Annotated in this window: 23 protein-coding genes and 1 tRNA gene; 5 read left to right on the top strand and 19 right to left on the bottom strand. The window is 71.7% G+C overall.

The window, feature by feature from the left end:
• Positions 1–160 precede the first annotated feature (160 nt).
• The 4 genes from L3i22_RS04065 to L3i22_RS04050 all read left to right on the top strand — a co-directional run bounded on the left by L3i22_RS04065 (position 161) and on the right by L3i22_RS04050 (position 3838).
• Positions 161–1201 (top strand): SGNH/GDSL hydrolase family protein, encoded by a 1041-nt coding sequence (locus L3i22_RS04065; RefSeq protein ID WP_221325660.1) that lies wholly within the window; start codon positions 161–163, stop codon positions 1199–1201.
• A 46-nt stretch (positions 1202–1247) separates the two neighbouring features.
• On the top strand, positions 1248–2036 hold the full coding sequence (locus L3i22_RS04060) for an SGNH/GDSL hydrolase family protein (protein WP_221325659.1): 789 nt from the start codon (positions 1248–1250) through the stop codon (positions 2034–2036).
• 45 nt (positions 2037–2081) lie between these two features.
• Positions 2082–3326, top strand: a complete 1245-nt coding sequence (locus L3i22_RS04055) for an acetyl-CoA C-acetyltransferase (protein ID WP_221325658.1) — start codon at positions 2082–2084, stop codon at positions 3324–3326.
• A gap of 206 nt (positions 3327–3532) precedes the next feature.
• Positions 3533–3838, top strand: a complete 306-nt coding sequence (locus tag L3i22_RS04050) for a hypothetical protein (RefSeq protein ID WP_221325657.1) — start codon at positions 3533–3535, stop codon at positions 3836–3838.
• A 36-nt stretch (positions 3839–3874) separates the two neighbouring features.
• Here the strand turns inward: L3i22_RS04050 and L3i22_RS04045 are convergent, their stop codons facing one another.
• The 16 genes from L3i22_RS04045 to eno all read right to left on the bottom strand — a co-directional run bounded on the left by L3i22_RS04045 (position 3875) and on the right by eno (position 17242).
• A complete protein-coding gene (locus L3i22_RS04045; protein WP_221325656.1) occupies positions 3875–4363 on the bottom strand; it encodes a GNAT family N-acetyltransferase in 489 nt (162 codons plus the stop codon).
• Between the two features lie 506 nt (positions 4364–4869).
• The gene (locus L3i22_RS04040; protein WP_221325655.1) at positions 4870–5703 is read right to left on the bottom strand and encodes a Bax inhibitor-1/YccA family protein; all 834 of its coding nucleotides are present in this window, start codon (positions 5701–5703) and stop codon (positions 4870–4872) included.
• A gap of 206 nt (positions 5704–5909) precedes the next feature.
• Positions 5910–5992: transfer RNA gene (locus L3i22_RS04035), tRNA-Leu, on the bottom strand.
• A 54-nt stretch (positions 5993–6046) separates the two neighbouring features.
• On the bottom strand, positions 6047–7420 hold the full coding sequence (locus tag L3i22_RS04030; RefSeq protein WP_221325654.1) for an NAD(P)/FAD-dependent oxidoreductase: 1374 nt from the start codon (positions 7418–7420) through the stop codon (positions 6047–6049).
• Positions 7421–7519: 99 nt separating this feature from the next.
• Positions 7520–8083 carry a hypothetical protein gene (locus tag L3i22_RS04025; protein ID WP_221325653.1) on the bottom strand — a complete coding sequence of 188 codons (564 nt, stop codon included), beginning with the start codon at positions 8081–8083 and terminating at the stop codon, positions 7520–7522.
• 1 nt (position 8084) lies between these two features.
• Entirely contained in the window at positions 8085–9389 is a 1305-nt protein-coding gene (locus L3i22_RS04020) for a DUF58 domain-containing protein (protein ID WP_221325652.1), read from the bottom strand.
• The gene (locus L3i22_RS04015; protein WP_221325651.1) at positions 9382–10383 is read right to left on the bottom strand and encodes a MoxR family ATPase; all 1002 of its coding nucleotides are present in this window, start codon (positions 10381–10383) and stop codon (positions 9382–9384) included. The genes L3i22_RS04020 and L3i22_RS04015 overlap by 8 nt, the downstream gene beginning before the upstream one ends.
• 13 nt (positions 10384–10396) lie before the next feature.
• On the bottom strand, positions 10397–10972 hold the full coding sequence (locus L3i22_RS04010; RefSeq protein ID WP_221325650.1) for a hypothetical protein: 576 nt from the start codon (positions 10970–10972) through the stop codon (positions 10397–10399).
• Positions 10969–11664, bottom strand: a complete 696-nt coding sequence (locus L3i22_RS04005; protein ID WP_221325649.1) for a DUF4129 domain-containing protein — start codon at positions 11662–11664, stop codon at positions 10969–10971. Before L3i22_RS04005 ends, L3i22_RS04010 begins: the two co-directional genes overlap by 4 nt.
• Positions 11665–11712: 48 nt before the next feature.
• Complete coding sequence (locus tag L3i22_RS04000) at positions 11713–12465, bottom strand: uracil-DNA glycosylase (RefSeq protein ID WP_221325648.1); 753 nt, start codon at positions 12463–12465, stop codon at positions 11713–11715.
• An 86-nt stretch (positions 12466–12551) separates the two neighbouring features.
• Entirely contained in the window at positions 12552–13136 is a 585-nt protein-coding gene (locus L3i22_RS03995; RefSeq protein WP_221325647.1) for a hypothetical protein, read from the bottom strand.
• Positions 13137–13372: 236 nt separating this feature from the next.
• Entirely contained in the window at positions 13373–14284 is a 912-nt protein-coding gene (locus L3i22_RS03990; protein WP_221325646.1) for a Ppx/GppA phosphatase family protein, read from the bottom strand.
• A complete protein-coding gene (locus L3i22_RS03985; protein ID WP_221325645.1) occupies positions 14281–14778 on the bottom strand; it encodes an amino-acid N-acetyltransferase in 498 nt (165 codons plus the stop codon). Before L3i22_RS03985 ends, L3i22_RS03990 begins: the two co-directional genes overlap by 4 nt.
• The gene (locus tag L3i22_RS03980) at positions 14775–15278 is read right to left on the bottom strand and encodes a DUF501 domain-containing protein (RefSeq protein WP_221325644.1); all 504 of its coding nucleotides are present in this window, start codon (positions 15276–15278) and stop codon (positions 14775–14777) included. The genes L3i22_RS03985 and L3i22_RS03980 overlap by 4 nt, the downstream gene beginning before the upstream one ends.
• Entirely contained in the window at positions 15278–15877 is a 600-nt protein-coding gene (locus tag L3i22_RS03975; protein WP_221325643.1) for a septum formation initiator family protein, read from the bottom strand. The genes L3i22_RS03980 and L3i22_RS03975 overlap by 1 nt, the downstream gene beginning before the upstream one ends.
• An 81-nt stretch (positions 15878–15958) precedes the next feature.
• On the bottom strand, positions 15959–17242 hold the full coding sequence (gene eno / locus L3i22_RS03970; protein ID WP_221325642.1) for a phosphopyruvate hydratase: 1284 nt from the start codon (positions 17240–17242) through the stop codon (positions 15959–15961).
• 172 nt (positions 17243–17414) lie between these two features.
• On the opposite strand from eno, the gene L3i22_RS03965 reads away from it, so the two are divergent.
• The gene (locus tag L3i22_RS03965; protein ID WP_221325641.1) at positions 17415–18044 is read left to right on the top strand and encodes a hypothetical protein; all 630 of its coding nucleotides are present in this window, start codon (positions 17415–17417) and stop codon (positions 18042–18044) included.
• A 70-nt stretch (positions 18045–18114) separates the two neighbouring features.
• Here L3i22_RS03965 and L3i22_RS03960 read toward each other — a convergent pair whose 3' ends face one another.
• From L3i22_RS03960 to L3i22_RS03950, 3 genes are read right to left on the bottom strand one after another with little or no spacing between them, the layout of a single operon-like run.
• Positions 18115–19731, bottom strand: a complete 1617-nt coding sequence (locus tag L3i22_RS03960; RefSeq protein WP_221325640.1) for a DUF885 domain-containing protein — start codon at positions 19729–19731, stop codon at positions 18115–18117.
• A gap of 10 nt (positions 19732–19741) precedes the next feature.
• The gene (locus tag L3i22_RS03955) at positions 19742–20731 is read right to left on the bottom strand and encodes a nucleoside triphosphate pyrophosphohydrolase (RefSeq protein ID WP_221325639.1); all 990 of its coding nucleotides are present in this window, start codon (positions 20729–20731) and stop codon (positions 19742–19744) included.
• On the bottom strand, positions 20728–21438 hold the full coding sequence (locus L3i22_RS03950) for a hypothetical protein (RefSeq protein WP_221325638.1): 711 nt from the start codon (positions 21436–21438) through the stop codon (positions 20728–20730). The genes L3i22_RS03955 and L3i22_RS03950 overlap by 4 nt, the downstream gene beginning before the upstream one ends.

Below are 21438 nucleotides of genomic sequence, written 5' to 3'. Positions count from 1 at the left end.
CAGCATGACCTGGGTCCGCCATGATTGCCCCTCGCGGCGGCGAGTTAGCCTCGAATCCCGACGCCAGGTGCCGATGTTGGCCCTGCCGGACCACTTCCCACCACCCCGGGAAGAGCCAGCCGGGCCGGATGGTTCCCTTCGGACGACAGCGAGGGACACTGTGAACAGCATTGTCAGTACCCACTTTCGTGGACTCACCGCGGAGGATCGACAGCGGATCCGTTCGGCCGGCCTGATCGCCGGCTCGCTCACCGGAGCGCTCGCCGGCGTGACCGCGATCTCGGCCGGTCTCCTGCTGCGGCAGGCCGCCGACGCGCGCCGGATCATCCCGATGGCCGAGGCGCCCCCGCCCCGCGGCGACGGCGTCTACGGCGCGAAGTTCCACGGCAAACCGGTCAACCTGGTCATTCTCGGCGACTCGTCGGCGGCCGGCTACGGCGTGCACCGCCCCCGGGAGACCCCGGGCGCGCTCTTCGCCACCGGGATCTCGCGCCGGCTGCACCGGCCGGTCAGCGTGCGCCGGTTCGCCGTGGTCGGCAGCGTCTCGTCCGGCCTCCCCTGGCAGGTCGACGCCGCGCTGGAGCACCAGCCGGAGCTGGCGATCATCCTGATCGGCGGCAACGACGTCACCCACGTCTCGGCCCGCGCCGAGGCGGTCCGGCACCTCGCCGACGCGGTCCGCCGGCTGCGCGAGGCCGGCTGCAAGGTGGTCGTCGGCACCTGCCCGGACATCGGCGCCATCCAGCCGATCAAGCCGCCGCTGCGCTGGCTGGCCCGGCGCTGGAGCCGTCAGCTCGCCGCCGCGCAGACCGTCGCGGTGGTCGGTGCCGGCGGGCGCACGGTCTCGCTCGGCAACCTGCTCGGCCCGATGTTCGAGGCCGACCCGGCGCGGATGTTCGGCTCCGATCGTTTTCATCCGTCCGCGGAAGGGTACGCACGAGCCGCGGCCGTGATGATGCCGACGGTGATGGCCGCTCTCGGTGCCGACGACCGGCCCGCCGTGCCGGTCGCCGAGGGGATGCGTTCCCTGCCCGAGGCCGCCGACGAGGCGGTCCGCGCGCCGGGGACGGAGGTCAGCCCGGCACGGGCCGGCGGCCGGTGGGCACAGTTGCGCCGGCATCCCTGGTTCGGCGAGTCCCGCCACTGGTTCGGCCCTGGAAAGCCGGGCAGCGCGCCAGATGCCGTCCGGGCCGTAGGCTAGTGCCGAGAAGGATCATCGAAGTCGGCGGGACGCGAGGAGGCGGGACATGGCTGGGCTGCCGGAACGTCTGACCAAGGCCGCGGCCACGAGTCTGCTCGCCGGTGCGCTGGGCGGAGCTGCCCTGCTCGCCGGTGAGATGCTGGCCGCCAAGGCCCGCCGCTACGCGAAGCCGACCATGGGCCTCGCGCTGCGCACCTCGATGGGCCCGCTCAGTGCCCCACCGTTGCGGCTGGTGCTGCTCGGCGACTCGGCCGCGGTCGGGGTCGGCGTCGAGTGGCTCTCCGACACGGTCGGCGGCCAGCTGGCCCGGCTCGTCGCCGACGGCACTCCGGAGACCGGCCAGCGGCACGTGCTGCTCTCCAGCGTCGGCGTGGCCGGCTCCCGCTCGTCGGACCTGGCCACCCAGGTGGCCCGGGCGATGCTCGGCACCCGGCCGGACGTCGCGGTGATCCTGATCGGCTCGCAGGACGCCACCACCGCCCGCGCCCCGGAGGAGGCGGCCGGCCACCTCGCCCAGGCGGTCCGGCGGCTGCGCTCGGCCGGCGTCCAGGTGGTCGTCGGCACCTGCCCCGACCTGGGCGCGATGCGCTCGATGGCGCCGCCGCTGCGGCAGATCGCCGGGGTGCTCGGCCGGCGGATCGCGCGGGCGCAGGCCCGGGCGGTGGCCGAGGCCGGCGGCGTGGTGGTCGATCTCGCGGCGGAGACCGGTGCGGTGTTCCGCGCCGACGCCGGGACGCTCTGCTACGACGGCTTCCACCCGTCCGCGGACGGGAACCGGGTCTGGGCGCATGCGCTCTACCCAGCGGTGGCCAAGGCGGCCATGACCGGGGTGTGACGAATACACACTTCCGACCATGTTACCGATGGGTAAACTGAGCGGATGCCGGAAGCTGTCATCGTTGCCACTGCCCGCTCCCCGATCGGCCGCGCCCACAAGGGCTCGCTGAAGGATCTGCGCCCCGACGATCTCACCGCCACCATCGTCGACGCCGCGCTCAACAAGGTGCCCCAGCTCGACCGCACGCTGATCGAGGACCTCTACCTCGGTTGCGGCCTGCCCGGCGGTGAGCAGGGCTTCAACATGGCCCGCGTGGTCGCCACCAAGCTGGGCCTGGACGGCCTGCCCGGCGCCACCATCACGCGCTACTGCTCGTCGTCGCTGCAGACCACCCGGATGGCGTTCCACGCGATCAAGGCGGGCGAGGGCGACATCTTCGTCTCGGCCGGCGTGGAGACCGTGTCCCGGTTCGCCCGCGGCAGCTCCGACGGCCTGCCCTCGGCCGCGCAGGCGCTGGTCGGCGGCGGCTGGGAGAACTCGTACTTCGCCGACGCCCAGGCCCGCACCGCCGAGACCGCCAAGGGTGGCACCACCTGGCACGACCCGCGCGCGGACAACCTGACGCCGGACATCTACATCGGCATGGGCTACACCGCGGAGAACCTGGCGCAGATCAAGAACATCTCCCGGGAGGAGATGGACGAATTCGGCGTACGGTCGCAGAACCTCGCCGAGAAGGCCATCGCGAACGGCTTCTGGGCCCGCGAGATCACCCCGGTCACCCTCCCCGACGGCACCGTCGTGTCGAAGGACGACGGCCCCCGGGCCGGTGTCACGATGGACGCGGTCGGCGGGCTCAAGCCGGTCTTCCGCCCCGACGGCCGGGTCACCGCCGGCAACTGCTGCCCGCTCAACGACGGCGCCGCGGCGGTCGTGATCATGAGCGACACCAAGGCCCGGGAGCTGGGCATCACCCCGCTCGCCCGGATCATCTCCACCGGCGTCACCGCGCTCTCCCCGGAGATCATGGGCCTCGGCCCGGTCGAGGCGTCCAAGCAGGCGCTCAAGCGCGCCGGCATGACCATCGACGACGTCGACCTGGTCGAGATCAACGAGGCGTTCGCGGCCCAGGTCATCCCGTCCTACCAGGACCTGGGCATCCCGCTGGACAAGCTGAACGTGAACGGCGGCGCGATCGCGGTCGGCCACCCGTTCGGCATGACCGGCGCCCGCATCACCGGCACCCTGATCAACTCCCTGGACTGGCACGACAAGAGCATCGGCCTGGAGACGATGTGCGTCGGCGGCGGCCAGGGCATGGCCCTGATCATCGAACGCCTCAGCTGACCGGCCGCAGCCCTTCACTCCGGCCCGGCCCCGCGGCACCACGCCGCGGTTGGTTGGCCGCTGCGGGCTGGTCGGCCGCTCCGCTCCACCTGCGGCTCTTCAACTGCGGTTGGTGACACGTGCGGCTCTTCACCCGCGACCCTTCACCACGGGCCCGGCGCTCCCACAGGCGCCGGGCCCGTTCCGGTGCCGGGTAGGCTCGGCGAATGTCCGACTTCGCGACGGCGATCGACCGCCTCCTCACCCAGGTCCGACACTGGGAAGAGACCCGATGGACCGCGAAGATCAACGACAAGACCAAGGCCGATTTTGCGTACGGCCTGGTCCAGCGCCTCGCCGACCTGGCCGCCGAAGCGGAGCACCGTCCGTCCCGCGAGGTCCCCCGCCTCCACGACCTGGTCCTCCCCGACCAGCTGCGCGTAGTCGCCGACGACCTCCTGGCCGCCACCCCGCCCGACGAGGTGCTCGCCCGCGCCACCAAGGCCGCCGACGACCTCCGCTACACGATCTGACCCACACCCCCAGCCCCGCCTTTCGGTCTCCCGTGGTCAGGCCGGGCCGGACAGGGGCAGGCTGAGACTGGTCAGGCCGTCGACCGTGCGGAAGCCGGCCGCGGCGTAGAGGGTGAGCGCGGGACCGTTCTCCGGCTCGGTCTGCAACGAGATCCGCAGCGCGCCGGCCGCGCTCGCCTCCGCGACGACATGATCGAGAAGCGCCCGCCCGGCACCGCCCCGACGCCGGCCGGGCCGCACGAACAGGTCCCGGACCAGCCAGAACGTCGCCAACCGCAACGAAGCCGGCAGCACCGCGCTGGTGACGAACCCGACGCCGCCGCCGCCCCCGACGCCGTCGCCGACGCCGTCGCCGTCCTCGACCGCCAGGGCCGCCCGCAGCCGCCCCGCGCCCAACTGCTCCGAAAGCCAGGCCCCGGTCCGCCCGGGCTCGGCCCGCTCGCCGTAGTGAACGCGGTACTCATCGAAGAGCTCCGCCAACCGCCCGAACCCGGAATCCCCCGCCCGAACCCCCACGATCCTCACGCCCACCACCCCACCTCTGAACCATCATCGTCACGGCACTTGCCAGCCCCGAAACAGCCCTCATCGCCAGCCGAAACCGCGAGCCGCGGATGGGCCCGGACCCGGCAACCGGCTGGCGTGGGTCCTTTGAAACCGCAACCACCCTCGGACGTCGCCCTGGAGGGCTTTGCGTTCTGGGCGCGCCAGCGCCCTGCGAAGCCCGGAAGGGTCCCCGCGGGAGCGACGATCAGTTATTGGCCGCAGCATAGGCAATGAAGAATTTGATCTTCAGGAGAGCGACCCGCACGGCCGAAATTGATCGGGCAAAGCGCAGGCCGGGCGGGCAAAGGCGCAGGCCGGCGGCGAAGGGTGACAACGGCAGCGCCCGGTCCGCGAGGCGGGCCGGGCGCTGATGGATCCGGTGCTGGTGGAGCTGGTGGAACTGGTGCTGGTGTTGAGGCTGGGGGCAACGCCCGGTCCGCGGGGAGGCGGGCCGGGCGTTGCGGGTGGCGTTGACCGACGAACCGTCAGTCGTCGCCCTGTAGATAGCTGAGCAGGCGCAGGATCTCGATGTAGAGCCACACCAGGCCGACCAGGATGCCGAACGCCGCGGTCCACGAGTATTTCCGCGGGAGGCCCTGGCGCACGCCCTCCTCGATCTCGTTGAAGCTCAGGATGAAGCTGAGCGACGCGACGACGATGCAGACCAGGCTGAAGATGTAGCCGAGCGGGCCGTTGTCGCGCAGGCCGGTGTTGACGTCGAACAGGGCCAGCACGAAGTTGACCAGCATGATCGCGACCAGGCCGCTGATGGCGCCGATCATGATGCGCTGGAACTTCGGGGTGGCGCGGATGACGCGGGACTTGTAGAGCGCGGCCATCAGGAAGAAGACGCCGAAGGTGGCGACCACCGCCTGTAGGACGATGCCGTCATAGCCCAGGATGTTCTGGTAGGTCTTGCTGATCATGCCGACGAACACGCCCTCGATCACCGCGTAGGCGATGACGAGTGCCGGGTTCGCGATCCGCATGAACGAGATGACCAGGCCGAGCACGAAGCCGACCATGGCCGCGCCGATCCAGGCGGCGAGGGTCAGGTCGTAGGGCACGAGGTTCCACGCGGCGACCGCGGAGATGCCGGTGATGCCGAGCAGAGTGACGGTCTTGACGACCACGTCGTCGATCGTCATCGGCTGCACAGCGGGCGGGGCGGCGGGGTAGCCCTCAGCGGTCGGGTACGGCTGACCGTAGCCCGGCTGACCGTAACCCGCGCCGGCCGGCCCGTATGGCCCGTACCCGGCCGTCCGCTCCCGCTCGGCCGCCTGGCCGAGGCGCGAGAGCACCGGGTTAGAAGTCTTCACTGTGTCCAGCCTCCCTTGGCACGTCAGAATGCCTGTCGCTCCAGAGTAAGCGCTCTTGGCCGGACTTGCCGCTCCCGGAAGCTGTGAGCAGGCTGAAAATGACAACTGTCATGGGTGCCGGACCAGGGTCAGTGGTAATCGGTCGGCAACAAACGCCCCAAAAAACGAGCGGCCGCGACGGAGAGTCGCGACCGCTTCGTTACGTGTGCCCGGGGCGGGTCTCGAACCCGCACGCCTGTTAGGGCAGCCGCTTTTAAGGCGGCCGTGTCTGCCATTCCACCACCCGGGCGGGCCTGCGAACACCGTAGCTGGTGCCGCCCGGGAGCGGGGAAGGGCCTGACGGCTACCGGGAGCCGGAGACGACCTTGTCGCCGGTCTTCTCCTCGGCCTTCGGCTTCGGCGCGACCGGCGGGGTCACCTCGATGAACTCCTCGCGCGGACGGTGCAGCTGGCCGAGGGCCACGGTCTCCCGCTTGAGGAAGAAGGCGAGCACCCAGTCGGCCAGCACCCGGACCTTGCGGTTGAACGACGGGATCCGGCTCACGTGGTAGAAGCGGTGCATCAGCCAGGCCGGGTAGCCCTTGACCTTGATGCCGTAGACGTGCGCGACACCCTTGTTCAGACCCAGGCCGGCGACGCCGCCGACGTGCTTGTGCCGGTACTCCTTCGGGGCACCGCCCAGGACGACCTGCGCGATGTTGTCGGCGAGCACCTTGGCCTGCCGGACCGCGTGCTGGGCGCTCGGCGAGCACCAGCCGCCCGGGTTGGTCAGGTCGGGGACCTGCGCGCAGTCGCCGGCCGACCAGGCGCCCTCGAGCACCTCGCCCTCCAGCGTCGCGACCTGCAGGGTGGGCAGGCAGTTGACGTGCCCGCGCGGGCCGAGCGGCAGGTCGGTCTGCTGCAGCATCGGCGACGGCTTGACGCCGGCCGTCCAGACCAGGGTCTCGGCGCGGAACGAGCCGCCGTCGGAGAGCTCGATCTGGCCGTCGACGCAGGAGTTGAGGAACGTGTCCAGCCGCAGGTCGATGCCGCGGGCGGCGAGCTGACGGGCGGCGTACGCACCCATCTGCGGGCCGACCTCGGGCAGGATCCGGTTGGTCGCCTCGACCAGGATGAAGTGGACCTCCTTCGGGTCCAGCTCCGGGTAGTACTTCAGCGCGTCGGCGACCACGTCCTGCATCTCGGCGAGCGCCTCGATGCCGGCGAAGCCACCGCCGACGAAGACGAAGTTCAGCGAGGCCTTGCGCACCTCCGGGTCCGGCGTCACGGCGGCGACGTCGAGCCGGTCGAGGATGTGGTTGCGCAGGTAGATGGCCTCACCGATGGTCTTGAGGCCGATTCCCATCTCGCTGAGGCCGGGGATCGGGAGAGTCCGCGAGACCGAGCCGGGCGCCACGATGATGTGGTCGTAGGCCATCTCGTACGACGGGCCGTCGATCGGCTGAATGGTCACGGTCTTGTTGGCGTGCTCGACCTTGGTGACCTCACCGGAAACGATGCGGCACTTCTTCAACTCACGGCGCAGCGGCACAACGGCGTGGCGCGGCGAGATGTTACCGGCCGCTGCCTCGGGCAGGAACGGCTGATAAGTCATGTGCGGCACGGGGTCGATGACAACGACCTCGGCGTGGTTCCGGTTCAGCTTCTTGGAGAGGCGAAGGGCCGTGTACAGCCCGACGTGGCCAGCTCCTACGACGACTATGCGCGGCGGATTCACGCCACCCATTGTCGCTCGCTAAGGGCAGTTCATGCGTCGTTCTGTGACCATCGCAACCTTGAAAGTCAAGTGTCCAACGACACATAAACTGCCCGAAATTCAGGTACGCCTGGTAAGGCGGACCAAAAGAACTGTCACACCCGTCGCAGCAGCCAATCCCACCAATGTGGCCAATTGGAACGCACCACCATCAAGATCTGCGGTGAGGCCCAGTGCGAGCACCGTCAGCACCGCGGAGATCAGGACGACGACCAGTGCCCGGCCCAGCCAGAGGCCCGGCACGTCGAGGTTGACGACCGCGTCGTACGGCAGGACGGCGGCCAGCGCGGTGAGTGTGTGACCGAGATAGAGCAGGGTGGCGATGGCGATGACCCGCCAGAGCGCGACCCGGGAGTCGTAACCGGCCGTGTCGATCAACCAGCCGGCCACCACGACCAGCGCGGCGAACGTGGCGCCCCGGCCCCGCGGGGCGAGCGCCGGCCAGACCGCGATCACCAGCAGCGGCACGACGAACTGGCTGGCCACCAGTCCGATCGGCCAGGCGACCGCGACGGCGAGCAGGCCGGCCAGCGCGATGCCGCAGCGCACCAGCACCGGCACGACGGTGGCGCGGCGCACCACGGTGGGGATCCGGCTGAGCCGCCGGAGCAGACCGGTCAGCATGTCAGCGCCCCCTCGGCGCGGCGGCCATCCGGGCCACGTCGCGCAGCACCAGGTCGAGACTGCCGGCGCCGGCCCAGGTGACCACCGGAACGCCGTGCTCGCGGAGCCGGCCCAGCACGTTCTCCCGCTCGATCCGCCACAGCCGGGTGGCGAGCGGGGTCCACTGGTTGCGGACCGGCGGGGCGGTCTCCTCGGGCAGCGTGTCGATCGCGACCACGAACCGGCCGGCCTGGGTGAGCTGGGCCAGCATGTCCGCGGCGCGCGGGTCGAGCAGCGGGGTGAGCACCGCGACCAGCGCGGACGTCGAGATGTGGTGGGCGCCGAGGGCGGGCTCGTACTCCTCGTCGACCGGATCGGCCCGGACGTCGAGCAGCCACTCCAGGACCGTCAGGTACTGCCGGCGGCCGGAGCCGGGGCGCAGGCGGCGGGCGGTCGCGCCGTACTCCAGCAGCGACACCCGGTCGCCGCGGTGCAGGTAGTGCTCGGAGATCGCGGCGGCGGCGCGGACCGTGGTGTCCAGCACCGAGGCGCTGCCGCCGACCCCGCCGGACTTGCCGACCTCGCCGAGCAGGTCGAGCAGGATCAGCACCTCGGCGTCCCGGTCCGAGAGGGTGGACGCCACGTGCAGGTCGCGGGTGCGCAGCGAGACCCGCCAGTCGATCCGGCGCAGCCGGTCACCGGGGGCGAACTGGCGCACCCCGGCGAGCTCGCCGCCCTCGCCCAGCCGGCGCGAGCGGTGCGCGCCGACCAGACCGGCCGCGGCCGGCATCGCCTCGGTGGCCTTGAACGGCTCGGTGACCGGGTAGACCCGGACCCCACGGGCCGGGGTGACCACCGGGCGGCAGGCCAGCAGGCCGCCGCAGGCCGCGGCGCGGGCCGCGGCCGGGCCGACGTCCAGCCGGCCCCAGCGCAGCGCCTCGCCGGGCAGGTCGATCGCGGCCCAGCCGTCGGACGGCACGGTGATCGCGAACGGCCGGTCGGCGTGCTCCAGGCGCAGCCACGGCGACGTCCGGGTCCGGACCACGACCAGGTCGTACCCGAGCGCGTCGGCGTTGGCCACGGTCAGCCCGGCCTGCACCGCCCCGCCCTCGACCAGGTGCGTCTCGTCGGCCGTGATGGTCACCTCGGGCACCGACTCCGGCCGGCGGCGCAGGTGCAGCGCCGCCCCGATCGCGAACGGGGCGGCCAGCAGCACCAGGTCGACCCGGCCGAGCGCCACACCGAGCAGCATCAGCAGGCCGGTGAGCAGCACCGAGCGGCCGAGCGCACGGGTCGGCGCCCAGCTCGGAGCGGCCGGTTCAGTCATGCCGCGCGTACGTCGGAAGCGCTCCGCTGGCCGGGGCCGGCACCGCGCTGAGCACCTCCTGCACCACGAACGCCGGGTTCACCTGGCGCAGCCACATCTCCGGGCGCAGCGTGATCCGGTGGGCCAGCGCCGGCACCGCGACGTCCTTGACGTCCTCGGGGACGACGTAGTCCCGCCCGGCCATCGCGGCCCGCGCCCGGGCCAGCAGCAGCAGGGCCAGCGAGCCACGCGGCGACGAGCCGACCAGCACCGCGTTGTGCTCGCGGGTGGCGGCGGCCAGCGAGACGATGTAGCGGCCGATCGAGTCCTCGACCGCGACCGACTCCAGCGCGGCCTGCATGATCTGCAGGGTCTGCGCGTTCACCACCGGGGCCAGCTGGGACTCCTCCTGGCGGCGCGACATCCGGCGGCGCATGACCTCCCACTCCTCGTCGGCGGTCGGGTAACCGAACGACACCCGGAGCAGGAACCGGTCGAGCTGGGCCTCGGGCAGCGGGTACGTGCCCTCGTACTCGATCGGGTTGGCCGTCGCCAGCACGTGGAACGGCGGGTCCAGCCGGTAGGTCACGCCCTCGACCGAGACCTGCTTCTCCTGCATCGCCTCGAGCAGGGCGGACTGGGTCTTCGGCGGGGTCCGGTTGATCTCGTCGGCCAGCAGCATGTTGGTGAAGACCGGGCCGGCCCGGAACGCGAAGTCGCCCTTGCGCTGGTCGTAGAGGAACGAGCCGGTCACGTCGGCCGGCAGCAGGTCGGGGGTGAACTGCAGGCGCCGGAAGTCGAGCCCCAGCGCCTGGGCGAAGGAACGTGCGGTCAGCGTCTTGCCGAGCCCGGGCAGGTCCTCGAGCAGGACGTGCCCGCCCGCCAGGATGCCGGCCAGCACCAGCTCGAGCGACTCCCGCTTGCCGACCAGGACGGTGTTCACGGCGTCGAGCACCGCCTCGGCCAGGCGCCCGACCTCGTACGGGGGAATGGCCTGTACGCCTGTCTGCGTCACCGGCGCACCTTTCTCACAGTCGTTCCATCGCTTGTACGTACGTCTCCAGGTCCCGCGTCTTCAGCCCGTGCCGGCCGGGGTCGGAGAGTACCGCCCAAGCCGGTTCGCCGAGCAATTCCCGGGCGCGGCGCGGGTCACCGGCCCGGGTGATGCCGTGCCGCAGCCGCAGCCGCTCGTCCGCGAGTTCGCCGAGCACCGGCAAGACGTTACGCGCATAGGTGTCCGAGTCGGAGTGTGCCGTGTCCAGAGTTCGCTCCCAGCGGCGGACTGTGGCACGCAACGTGTCAGCGGTCCGGGCCGACGTCTTGCCGCCGCCGATCCCGCCGCGCACCGCCCGGGGCGGCCGGACCGCCGCGGCCGCCATCGTGATCAGGCGCAACCCGACCAGCAGGGCGATCACCAGCAGCAACGAGACGTGGATCGAGCCGGCCCGCAGCGCGGCGACCACCACGACCGTGGCCGCGGCGACCAGGGCCACGTTGCCGGCGATCCGGAGGGCCGGGGAGCGGCGCCGCTTCGGTTTCGGGACCGACGCCGGGACCGGCGCCGCGGTCATCTCGAAGAGATCGCTCAACCCGCCGTCGCTCATGACACCCCCGCTCCCAGGTCGGCGCGCAGGCGCTCCAGGGCATACCGGGCCTGCTGGCGCATCTGGTCGTCGACGGTGTGCGTGGCGTACCGGGCCTCCCGGTACACCTCCATCAGCGCGGCCAGCACGGCCGCGTCCACCCGCTGCTCGGCGAGCAGCCGGCTGATCAGGTCGGTCGGGCTGTCGCCGGGGTGCCGCGGGGTGCCGGCCTCGGCGGCCGCCTGCTCCAGGCGCACCCAGCAGGCGATCACCGCGCGGCGCGGGTCACGGTCGGTGTCGGAGAGCTCCTCCAGGCCCGCGTCCAGCGCGGCGACCAGGTCCTCCGCGGTGTTCGCGGCGCGGCGCGGGCCCCGGCGGCCGGTGCGGTTCTTCCGGCGGCGGTTGGCATCGCGCAGCAGCGCGAAGACCAGCACGATCACCATCGCGACCACCAGGAACGCGAGCAGGACCGTGGTCAGCGTGCCGAGCCAGTCGGGCAGGCCACGGGCGGCCTCGACCGGGGTCTCGGTCGGCGGGATCGCGGACGGGTTCGGGGTCGGTGGCAGCAGGGGGGCCTGCGTGGTCGGCGTGGTCGACGTCGGGGTGATCCGGTCCAGCTGGGGCGCCGAGCGGGTGGCGGCCAGCGAGGTCACGAAGAGCAGCCCGATGACGGCGACCAGCGGCCACCAGCGGCGCAGTTGTGCGAGGTCCATGCGGGCTAGATCAGATCCGTGACTCGAAGCGGGATTCGGACAGGCGCATCATGCCAGGCCCGCCAGAGCCTTGGCACGTGTGAACACCACGTCGAGCATGTCGGGGGTGAGCCGGCCGGTGAAGGTGTTCTGCTGACTGACGTGGAAACAGCCGAGCACCGGGGGCACGCCGGGCAGGTGGACCTCGGCGCCGTGCCCGAATTTCGGACGCGGGACGGGGGGCTTCACGCCGTACGCCGATCGCATCGCCGGCCACCAGGCGGCCCAGGCGAAGGCACCCAGGGTGACCACCGCCCGCAGGGTGGGTTTGATCAGTTCCAGCTCGCGGCGGACCCAGGGGGCGCAGGTGTCGCGCTCGGCCGGCGTGGGCTTGTTGTCCGGCGGCGCGCACCGCACCGCCGCGAAGATCCGGGTGTGCCGCAGCTCGAGGCCGTCGTCGGCGGCGACGCTGGTCGGCTGGTTGGCCAGGCCGGCCCGGTGCAGGGCGGCGAACAGCACGTCGCCGGAGCGGTCGCCGGTGAACATCCGGCCGGTGCGGTTGCCGCCGTGCGCGGCGGGGGCCAGGCCGAGGATCGCGATCGAGGCGCCGGCCGGGCCGAAGCCCGGTAGCGGGCGGCCCCAATAGTCCTGGTCGCGGAACGACGCCCGCTTGACCCGGGCCACCTCGGTGCGCCACTCGACCAGCCGTGAACAGGCAAAACAATCCGCGATGCGGGCGTCGAGCACGCTCAGCGAGGCGGCCTCGGCCGCCTGTGCGACAACCCCCTGAGGGGTACGCGGTGAGGACTCGGACGGTTGCACCCGCTCAGCACAACATCTCCGCCGCGCCGGGATGCAACCGGGGGCGGCGTCCCAGGCCCGGAACGCCGCCCCCGATCGAGCACTTGTTACTTCGGCGACTTCACGCAGAGCAGGTACTTGTCCTTGGCGCCGGACGGGCTCGACAGGATCGCCGGGTCCTTGTCCGCCTCGGTGAAGTAGGTGTCACACGCGGTGCTGTTCACGTCGCTGATGCCGGCGACCCGGCCGACGACCACGAACTTGGCCTTCGAGTCGCCGCAGTCGACGATGTCGGCCTCGGTCTCGGTCTCCTTGTCGGAGAGCTTGTCGCTGACCGAGATGCAGTCGCCGACCTTGGCGTCCTTGGTCGGGTCGCCCCCACCGAACGCCGAGAGCACGCCGAACTTGATCACGCCGAACACCACGGCGATCGCGATCACGCCGAGGATGCTGAGGGCCTTCTTGCCGGCGCCACCGGACTTGGCCGGCGGGCCGACCGGGGCCGGCGGCGGGAAGCCCGCGGCACCGGGCGGCGGGTAGGCGCCGGGGGCCGGGTACGCGCCGGGGGCACCGGCGTTCGGCGGCGGGTACGCACCCGGAGCGCCGGCGTTCGGCGGCGGGTATGCGGCGCCGCCCGCGTTCGGCGGGGGGAAGGCCTGGCCGCCGGGAACCGGCTCAACCGGGTTAGACATCGATGATTCCTTTCGCGGACGAACTGCGTCCGGTCGTTTGGCAGGCGAGAATAACGACCGGTGGGAGTGTCGCGCGACCCCGTTCTAGCTGGGGTTATCGGAAAATGCTCAGGAAGCGCTGTGACTTTGCTGGGAAAATCACACGGCGTGTGCGGGCGGGCCACGCACGGGCAGCGAAAACTGGCCGAACGGGGGCGAAGAGCTGCCCGTTCAGGCCACAACCAGGGTTGCTTGACTCAGCTCGCGGCCAAGCCGAACGCGATGCCGTCCAGGATGTCGTGCTCCGAGGCGATCACGGTGTCGTGGCCCGAGCGCTCCATGATGATCCGCATGATCAGCGCGCCCGCGCCGATCACGTCGGCCCGGCCCGGGTGCATCACCGGCAGGGCCAGCCGCTGCTCGACGGTCATCGCCAGCAGCTCGGCGGTGACCCGGTCGACCGCCGCGCGGCTGATCTCGCTGTGGTGGATCCGGTCCGAGTCGTATTCCGGCAGGTCGTGCGCCAGCGCCGCGACCGTGGTGACCGTCCCGGCCAGCCCGACCAGGGTGCGCGCCGACGGGCCGGAAACGGCCGCGAGAGCCGTGTCGACGGCCGCCGTCACGTCCTTCGTCGCGGCCGCCAGTTCCTCGGCGCCGGGCGGGTCGGAGTGCAGGTGCCGCTCGGTCATCCGGACACAGCCGATGTCGACCGAGAGGGCCCGCTCGACGGTGTCCGTGCCGGTGACGAACTCGGTGGAGCCGCCGCCGAGGTCGAACACCAGGAACGGGCCCGGGGCGGTCAGGCCCTTGACCGCGCCGAGGAAGGAGAGCGTGGCCTCCTCCTCGCCGGTGATCACCTCCGGGTCGACGCCGAGGACGCCGCGGACCATGTCCCGGAAGTCCTGCGCGTTGGACGCGTCGCGCGAGGCGGAGGTGGCACACATCCGTACGGCGACCGCTTTTGATCTCGCAATTTCGGCGGCGTAGCCGACCAGCGCCACCCGGGTGCGCTCGATCGCGGCGGGGGCCAGCATGCCGGTCCGGTCGACGCCCTCGCCCAGGCGGACGATCTCCATGGTGCGCACGACGTCGGTCAGCCGGTCGCCGTCGACGTCCGCGATCAGCAGGCGGACGGCGTTGGTCCCGCAGTCGATGGCGGCGACCCTCATAGGTGCAGCAGCATTCTCGTGTTCCCCAGGGTGTTCGGCTTGACCCGTTCCAGGTCCAGGAACTCGGCGACGCCCTCGTCGTACGACCGCAGCAGCTGCTCGTAGACGGCGTGCGGCACCGGCGCCCCGTCGATCTCGGTGAACCCGAACGAGCCGAAGAACCGGGTCTCGAACGTCAGGCAGAAGACCCGGCGCACGCCCAGCTCACGGGCCTGATCGAGGAGCGCGGCGACGATCTGGTGACCGAGCCGCTGGCCACGCCGGCTCGGGTGCACCGCGACCGTGCGGATCTCCGCCAGGTCCTCCCACATCACGTGCAGGGCGCCGCAGCCGACCACCGAGCCGTCCGCCTCGTCGGTAGCCACCCAGAACTCCTGGACGGACTCGAAGAGCGTCACGGTCGCCTTGCTGAGCAGCCGGCGATCGGTGGTGTACGTGTCGACCAGCGACCGGATCGCCCGCACGTCCCCGGTCCGGGCCCGCCGGATCATCATTCGTCCGGTTGCGGCTTGACGCAGGGACCGTCGATCCACCACGGCTCGACCGCGTCCCGCACCTCGTCGCCGAACGGGTTCACCCCGCGGCCCGCGGCGAGCGCGTGACCGAGATGGACATGCAGGCACTTCACCCGGTCCGGCATCCCGCCGGCCGAGACGTTACGGATCTCCGGCACGTCGTCGATGGCCTGGCGACGGTCCAGGTAGTCCTGATGCGCCTTCGCGTAGTGCGCCGCCAGCTCCGGATCGGTGCTCAGGCGCTCCTGCATGTCCCGCATCACGCCGGCCGACTCCAGCCGGCTGCACGCGGCTGTGGCGTGTGGACAGGTCAGGTAGTACATCGTGGGGAACGGGGTGCCGTCGGCCAACCTGGGGGCGGTCTCCACCACGTCCGGGTTGCCGCACGGGCAGCGGTGCGCGATCGCCCGGGTGCCGCGGGGTGGGCGGCCGAGCTGGGCCGCCACGATGTCGAGATCGGCGGGGTCTGGTGCATCCATCAGTTCGAGGGCTCCGCGTCTGCGGCTCGGACGCTGTTCCACAGCGTGTCGTACCAGCGGTCCGGGACGGCCGCCGGGGCTTTCTGGTCGGATTCGCGGGCCGCGGCGCCCGGGTCGTCGAAGACCAGCAGGGGCGCCTCGCCGCGACGGACGTAGTAGAGCTCCTTGCGGGCCTGGATCCGGATGTACTCCGGATCGCGCCACTTCTCCAGCTCCTGGGCCGTCTTCGCGATGTCGGCGCGCTGCGCGGCCTGGGCCCGCTCCAGCTGGGCGATCTCCGACTCCTGCTGCAGGTACACCCGGATGGGGTACGTGTAGGCCAGGGCCAGGACCACGAAGACCGCGAGCAGGATGGTGGCCCGGCCGGTCAGCGCGCGGGGGCGGGGCGCCTCGGTCCGCTTGGCGTTGGGGCCGCCGGACTGCGAGGTGCGGCGGGAGCCGGTCGGCCGCGCGGTGCGCGACGTCGGCACCCGGACGGTCGGGCGGGCCTCGATCCGGATCGCACCGGTGTCACGCGTGCGGGACGTGCCGGGGCGGCCACTCGCGCCACCCGAACGACGGGACGGGCCCTGACCGCTCGGCATGCGACGCTGTGTCATCTCCACCCCTCCCCACGACCGTCACGGATTGTGGCACCCGAACGGGGTCGGGTGCCACACACCATGATTGTCGCTCGGGTCTTAGCCGACCCGGTAACGCGGGAACGCACCCGCGCCGGCGTACCGCGCGGCGCTCTCCAGCTGCTCCTCGATGCGCAGCAGCTGGTTGTACTTGGCGACCCGGTCCGAACGGGCCGGTGCGCCGGTCTTGATCTGGCCGGAGCCGACCGCGACCGCGAGGTCGGCGATCGTGGTGTCCTCGGTCTCACCGGAGCGGTGCGACATCATCGTCTTGAAACCGGCCCGGTGGGCCAGGTCCACGGCGTCCAGCGTCTCGGTGACCGAGCCGATCTGGTTCACCTTGACCAGGACCGCGTTGCCGGCCGCCTCGGCGATGCCGCGGGCGATGCGCTGCGGGTTGGTGACGAACAGGTCGTCGCCGACGATCTGGATCTTGGTGCCGAGCTCCTCGGTCATCGCGCTCCAGCCGGCCCAGTCGTCCTCGGCCAGCGGGTCCTCGATGGAGACGATCGGGTAGTCGGCGGCGAGCTTCGCGTAGTACGCGATCATCTCGTCGGTCGACTTCGGGGAGCCCTCGAAAACGTACGCCCCGTCCTTGTAGAACTCGGTCGCGGCGACGTCCATGGCCAGCACGATGTCGCTGCCCAGGGAGAAGCCGGCGGCCTCGACGGCCTCCGCGATCAGGTCCAGCGCGGCGGCGTTGGCCGGCAGGTTCGGCGCGAAGCCGCCCTCGTCGCCCAGGCCGGTGGAGAGGCCCTTCTTCTTCAGGACCGACTTCAGCGCGTGGTAGACCTCGGCGCCGGTACGCAGCGCCTCGCGGAAGGTCGGCGCGCCGATCGGGGCGATCATGAACTCCTGCACGTCGACGTTCGAGTCGGCGTGGGCGCCACCGTTCACGATGTTCATCATCGGAACCGGCAGCAGCGCGGCGTTCGGGCCGCCGATGTAGCGGAACAGCGGGAGCTCGGCGGAGAGCGCGGCGGCCTTCGCGACGGCCAGCGAGACGCCCAGGATCGCGTTGGCGCCCAGCTCCGCCTTGGTGTCGGTGCCGTCCAGGTCGAGCATCTTCTGGTCGATCAGGCGCTGCTCGCTCGCCTCGTAACCGATCAGCTCGTCGGCGATCTTGTCCTCGATGTTGGCGACCGCCTTCTCGACGCCTTTGCCGAGGTACCGGCCCTTGTCGCCGTCACGCAGCTCGTGGGCCTCGAACGCGCCGGTGGAGGCGCCGGACGGAACCGCGGCGCGGCCGACGGTGCCGTCGTCCAGGCCGACCTCGACCTCGACGGTCGGGTTGCCCCGGGAATCCAGGATCTCGCGGGCGACGATCGCTTCAATGGTGGCCATTTGTGGTGTCGCTCCCTAAGCGTTGTACGAATACCGTTTCGGTCCGCGACCCTGCGGGCCGACCACGCCTGTGAGCGTATCGAGCCGACCGGCCGCGCGTTCGGCCGCCCGCCCAACTTCACCGGCCGGTATGTCTCACAACCGCGCCCGGCCTGCCGAAACAGTGGGCACTATGAGCAGCAGCCTGTTTCCCGAGGACGGCTCACGCGTCGAGATGGAGGCCGGTGGCGATATCCACCCCGGCGTCCGGGTCGTGACCGCCACCCCCGCGGCCGTGACCGTCTCGCTTCCCCGTGCCCACGTGCCGCTGATCGGCTCCACGGTGACCCTGCGCTGGTCGGCCGCGCCGCGCGGCCGTTACCAGGTGGCCGCCGCGGTGGCCGCGATCGACGAGAACCGGGTCGACCTGCGTTTCGTGGGCGATCCGGAGATCACCCAGAACCGGCTCTACGTGCGCGGCGGCGGCGGTGAGCCGATCGTGATGACCCGGTCCGGCCACCCGGACATCATCGGCTGGATCCACGACATCAGCGAGCGGTCGGTACGCGCCCACTTCACCGACGTCGAGGTGCGGCCGGGTCACGAGGTGGCGCTCCGGGCCCAGCTCGGACCGGACGTGGTGGAGGTGACCGGCACGGTGACCAAGGCCAGCGCGATGCGCCAGCAGGTGCCGGTCCGGGGGCCGTTGTCGGTCGAGATGGTGGCCCTCTACGACCCGTCGGAGTCGGACGCGAAGATCATTCGACGTTATGTCATGCGGCATCAACTGCTGATGCGTACCAAAACCGCCGAGTCGGCCTGAACAAACGGCAGACGAACAATTCCATTATCCCGGCCCGGCGGCTTTCCGTGAATGCTTTCCCGGCCGCCGCTCAGACCCCGAGCAGCCCCCGCAGGTGACGCGGCGGCGGCGACCCGTGCGCGAGCATCGCGTCGTGCCAGGCCTTCGGGGTCGCGCCGAACGGGCGGGCCGCCGCGATCGCCGCGATCTCGGTCCAGCCCACGAAGTACGTCGACAGCTGGGTCGAGGTGAGCAGCGCGCGACGCCACTTCCCGGCGGCCTCGCCCTCCTCCTGGAAGCCACGCCCGGTCATCAGCTCCATCGCCTCGGCCTCGGCCAGCCCGTCGCAGTGCACCAACTGGTCGATGATCGCGTTCAGGCTCATCCGCAGCTGCATCTTGAGCTGCTGCAGCCGGACCGGTGCCCCGCCGAAGCCGAGGCCGGCCATCACCTCCTCGGCGTAGACCGCCCAGCCCTCGACGAACGGCCCGGACCAGCCCAGCGCCCGCACCGGGCTGCTCCCCCGGAACCGCCGGGCGTGCGCCAGCTGCAGGAAGTGACCCGGCATCGCCTCGTGGACCGTGAGGTTCCGGATCATCTCGTCGTTGTACTCCCGGTAGAAGCTGCGGACCCGCTCGGCCGGCCAGCCGGCCGGGGCCGGCGCGATGCAGTAGAACGTCGGCACGTCCGCGGTCTCCAGCGGCCCGGGCGGGTCGCAATAGGCCACCGCGACGCCGCGGGCGAACTCCGGCATCTCCTCGATCACGCACGGATCGTCCACCAGCGACACGATGTCGTGCCGCCGGACGAACTCGATCGCCTCGTCCATCGTGCCCTTGGCCAGGCCGACGATCGTGGTGTTGTCCGGGTGCCGCTCGGCGATCGAGTCCAGCGCGCGGCGCACGGTCGCGTCGTCGGCCGGGCCACCGACCATCTCGGCAGCGAGGGCCCGCAGCTCCTCGCCGACCCGGTCCAGATTCGCCCGGGCGCGGGAGAGCACCTCGGCGGCGGAGAGCTCGGTGTCCAGCGTGTGCCAGAGCCGGGCCTCCCACAGGGGCCGGCCGAGCCGCGGGTCACGGCCGGGCTCGCCGGTCTCCAGCTGCCGCCGCAGCCAGCCGTCGAACTCGCCGAGCGCCGCCAGCGCCGCCGCGGCGACCGGCTCGACCGCGTCACGCAGCCCCGGCTCCTGCGCCAGCAGCACCGGCACCTCGTCGCGGATCAGCCCGGCCGTGCCGGTGAACTGGCCGGCCGCGGTCTCGGCGTGGACCCGCGGCACGTCCCGCAGCACGGCCCGGGCGGTGGCCAGCGCGTCCGGCAGCGCGGCGAGCCGGCCGCGCAGGCTCGCCAGCCGCTCGGCGGGCGGCGCGAACGGGCGGGACAGCAACCCGTGCAGCAGCGGCCCGGGATTGTGCTCCAACGGGTTCCACTCGTGCTCGCGCACGTCGGTGAACTCGAACAGGCGCCGTTCCACCTGGGCGCTCAGGATGGCGTGATCCACCTGCTCCTCGGGGGCGAGGGCGTCGGCGTCGACCCCGCTGAGCGCGTCGGCGGCGTCACGCAGCATGGCGACCCGGGCCTCGACCGCGGTGGCGGAGAAGTCGGGCAGGCGGTCGTCGAAGCGATGGTCCCCCGCGTTGAGGGCCGTCACGGGGTCGCTCTCCAGCAGAGCGTCGGCGATGCGCTCGGCGAGCGGTACGAACTCCGGCATGCCGAGAAAACTACTCGGAGGGTCGGACTTTTTCCGTCGCTTCCGGCTCGGGCGCCGCTTCCTCCGCCGCGCGCACGGCTTCGCCGTACGCCAAAGTGGCTTTTCGCAGTTGACCCTCGGGGTCGAGGCCCGCCTCGCGGGCCTCCGCGACCAGCCGCAACAGCGCCTCGCCGAGATCGTCGCCGGTCGGCAGCGGCACGTCCAGGCCGCCCCGCGCGGTCCGCTGCAGGATCTTCGCGGCCAGCGCGAGCGCCGGCTGGCTCAGCGCGACACCGTCCAGAACGGAGTCGCGCGACTTCTCCTCGCGCTTGATCCGGTCCCAGTTCGCGGTGATCTCCTCGAGGTCCTCGACGCGCTCACCGGCGAAGACGTGCGGATTGCGGCGGATCATCTTCTCCACCAGGATCCCGGCGACGTCGTCGACGTTCCACGCCCGGCCGTCCGGCAGCTCCTCGGCCAGGCGGGCGTGCAGCACGATCTGCAGCAGCACGTCGCCCAGCTCCTCGCGGAGCTCGTCGAGGTCGTCGCGCTCGATCGCGTCGTACGCCTCATAGCTTTCCTCTAACAGATAAGGCGCGAGCGTACGGTGGGTCTGCGCCCGTTTCCACGGATCGCCACCCGGCGAGACCAGCCGATCCATCACCGCGACCGCGTCCAGCAGGCGCGCGCCGGGCGGGTCCCAGCTGCCGTACATCAGCTCCAGCTCGGCCAGCCCCGGCTCGCGGGCCAGCCGCAGCCCCAGCTGGCGGGCGAACGGCTGATCGCCGTGCGGCCCGGCCAGCCAGACCGCGAGCGGCGCGTCGCCGATCGCGTCGAGCAGCCCCTGCGCGTCGGTGTCCAGCACGGTCACCGGCACGCCGGCCACCCGCAACGCCATCGCCTGCTCGGACTCGGCGGCCGCGAAGACCGGGCCGGCGCGCAGGGTGTCCCACGCCTCGGCGGTCAGCAGCCCGGCCGGCAGCCGCGGCGAGGTGACCAGCAGAACGATCCGGGCGCTCAAGAGACGTCGGAGACCGGAACGGCCGAGTCGTCGCCCACCGGCGCCGCGACGATCTGGTAGACCGACTTGGTCCGCTGGTTCTGCAGGCCGTAGAAGCCCAGCTCCAGCGGCAGGTAACGGGGGTTGACGGTGACGTCCAGCGGACCGGCCACCTCGTGCACCTCGTTGCGCGCGGCGACCGCGGACTGCAGGTCCTTCGTCACGGCGGCCGGCAGGGTGCTCTTGAACGCGTCGAAGGTGGTGCCCTCCTGCAGCGCGTTGTTCGCGTTGAGCCGCTGGAAGGCGTCCTGGAGATCGGCGTCGGTGAGCGCGGCCGGCGCGGTGATCGACTGCTCGACCGCGTAGAGCAGCGCGTAGTACTGCGTGTAGAGCCGCACGTACTCGGCCTTGGCGGGCAGCCGGAGCCGGGTGGCGAACTCGTCGAACGGCAGGTTCGGCGGCATCTCCGCCTGGTGCCGGGCCGCGACCCGCTTCATCAGGTCCGCGCCGACCAGCACGTTGACGACGTCGGTCCGGGTGATCGGCATGGCGGTGGCGCCGTTCAGCGCGGTCTGGGCGTCGTCCCAGACCGCCTGGACCCGCGTCTCGGTGATCCGGGTGTCGCCGATGTAGGCGGCCACGGACGATTCCGAGCGGCAGGCGGACAGACCGGTCACCGCGACACACGCGACGACGGCCATGGATGCGAGTCGGCGGCTACGCTGCAT

It is taken from the genome of Actinoplanes sp. L3-i22 (genome assembly GCF_019704555.1).
GTDB lineage: Bacteria > Actinomycetota > Actinomycetes > Mycobacteriales > Micromonosporaceae > Actinoplanes.
This window is presented reverse-complemented; position numbering and strand designations above follow the sequence as displayed.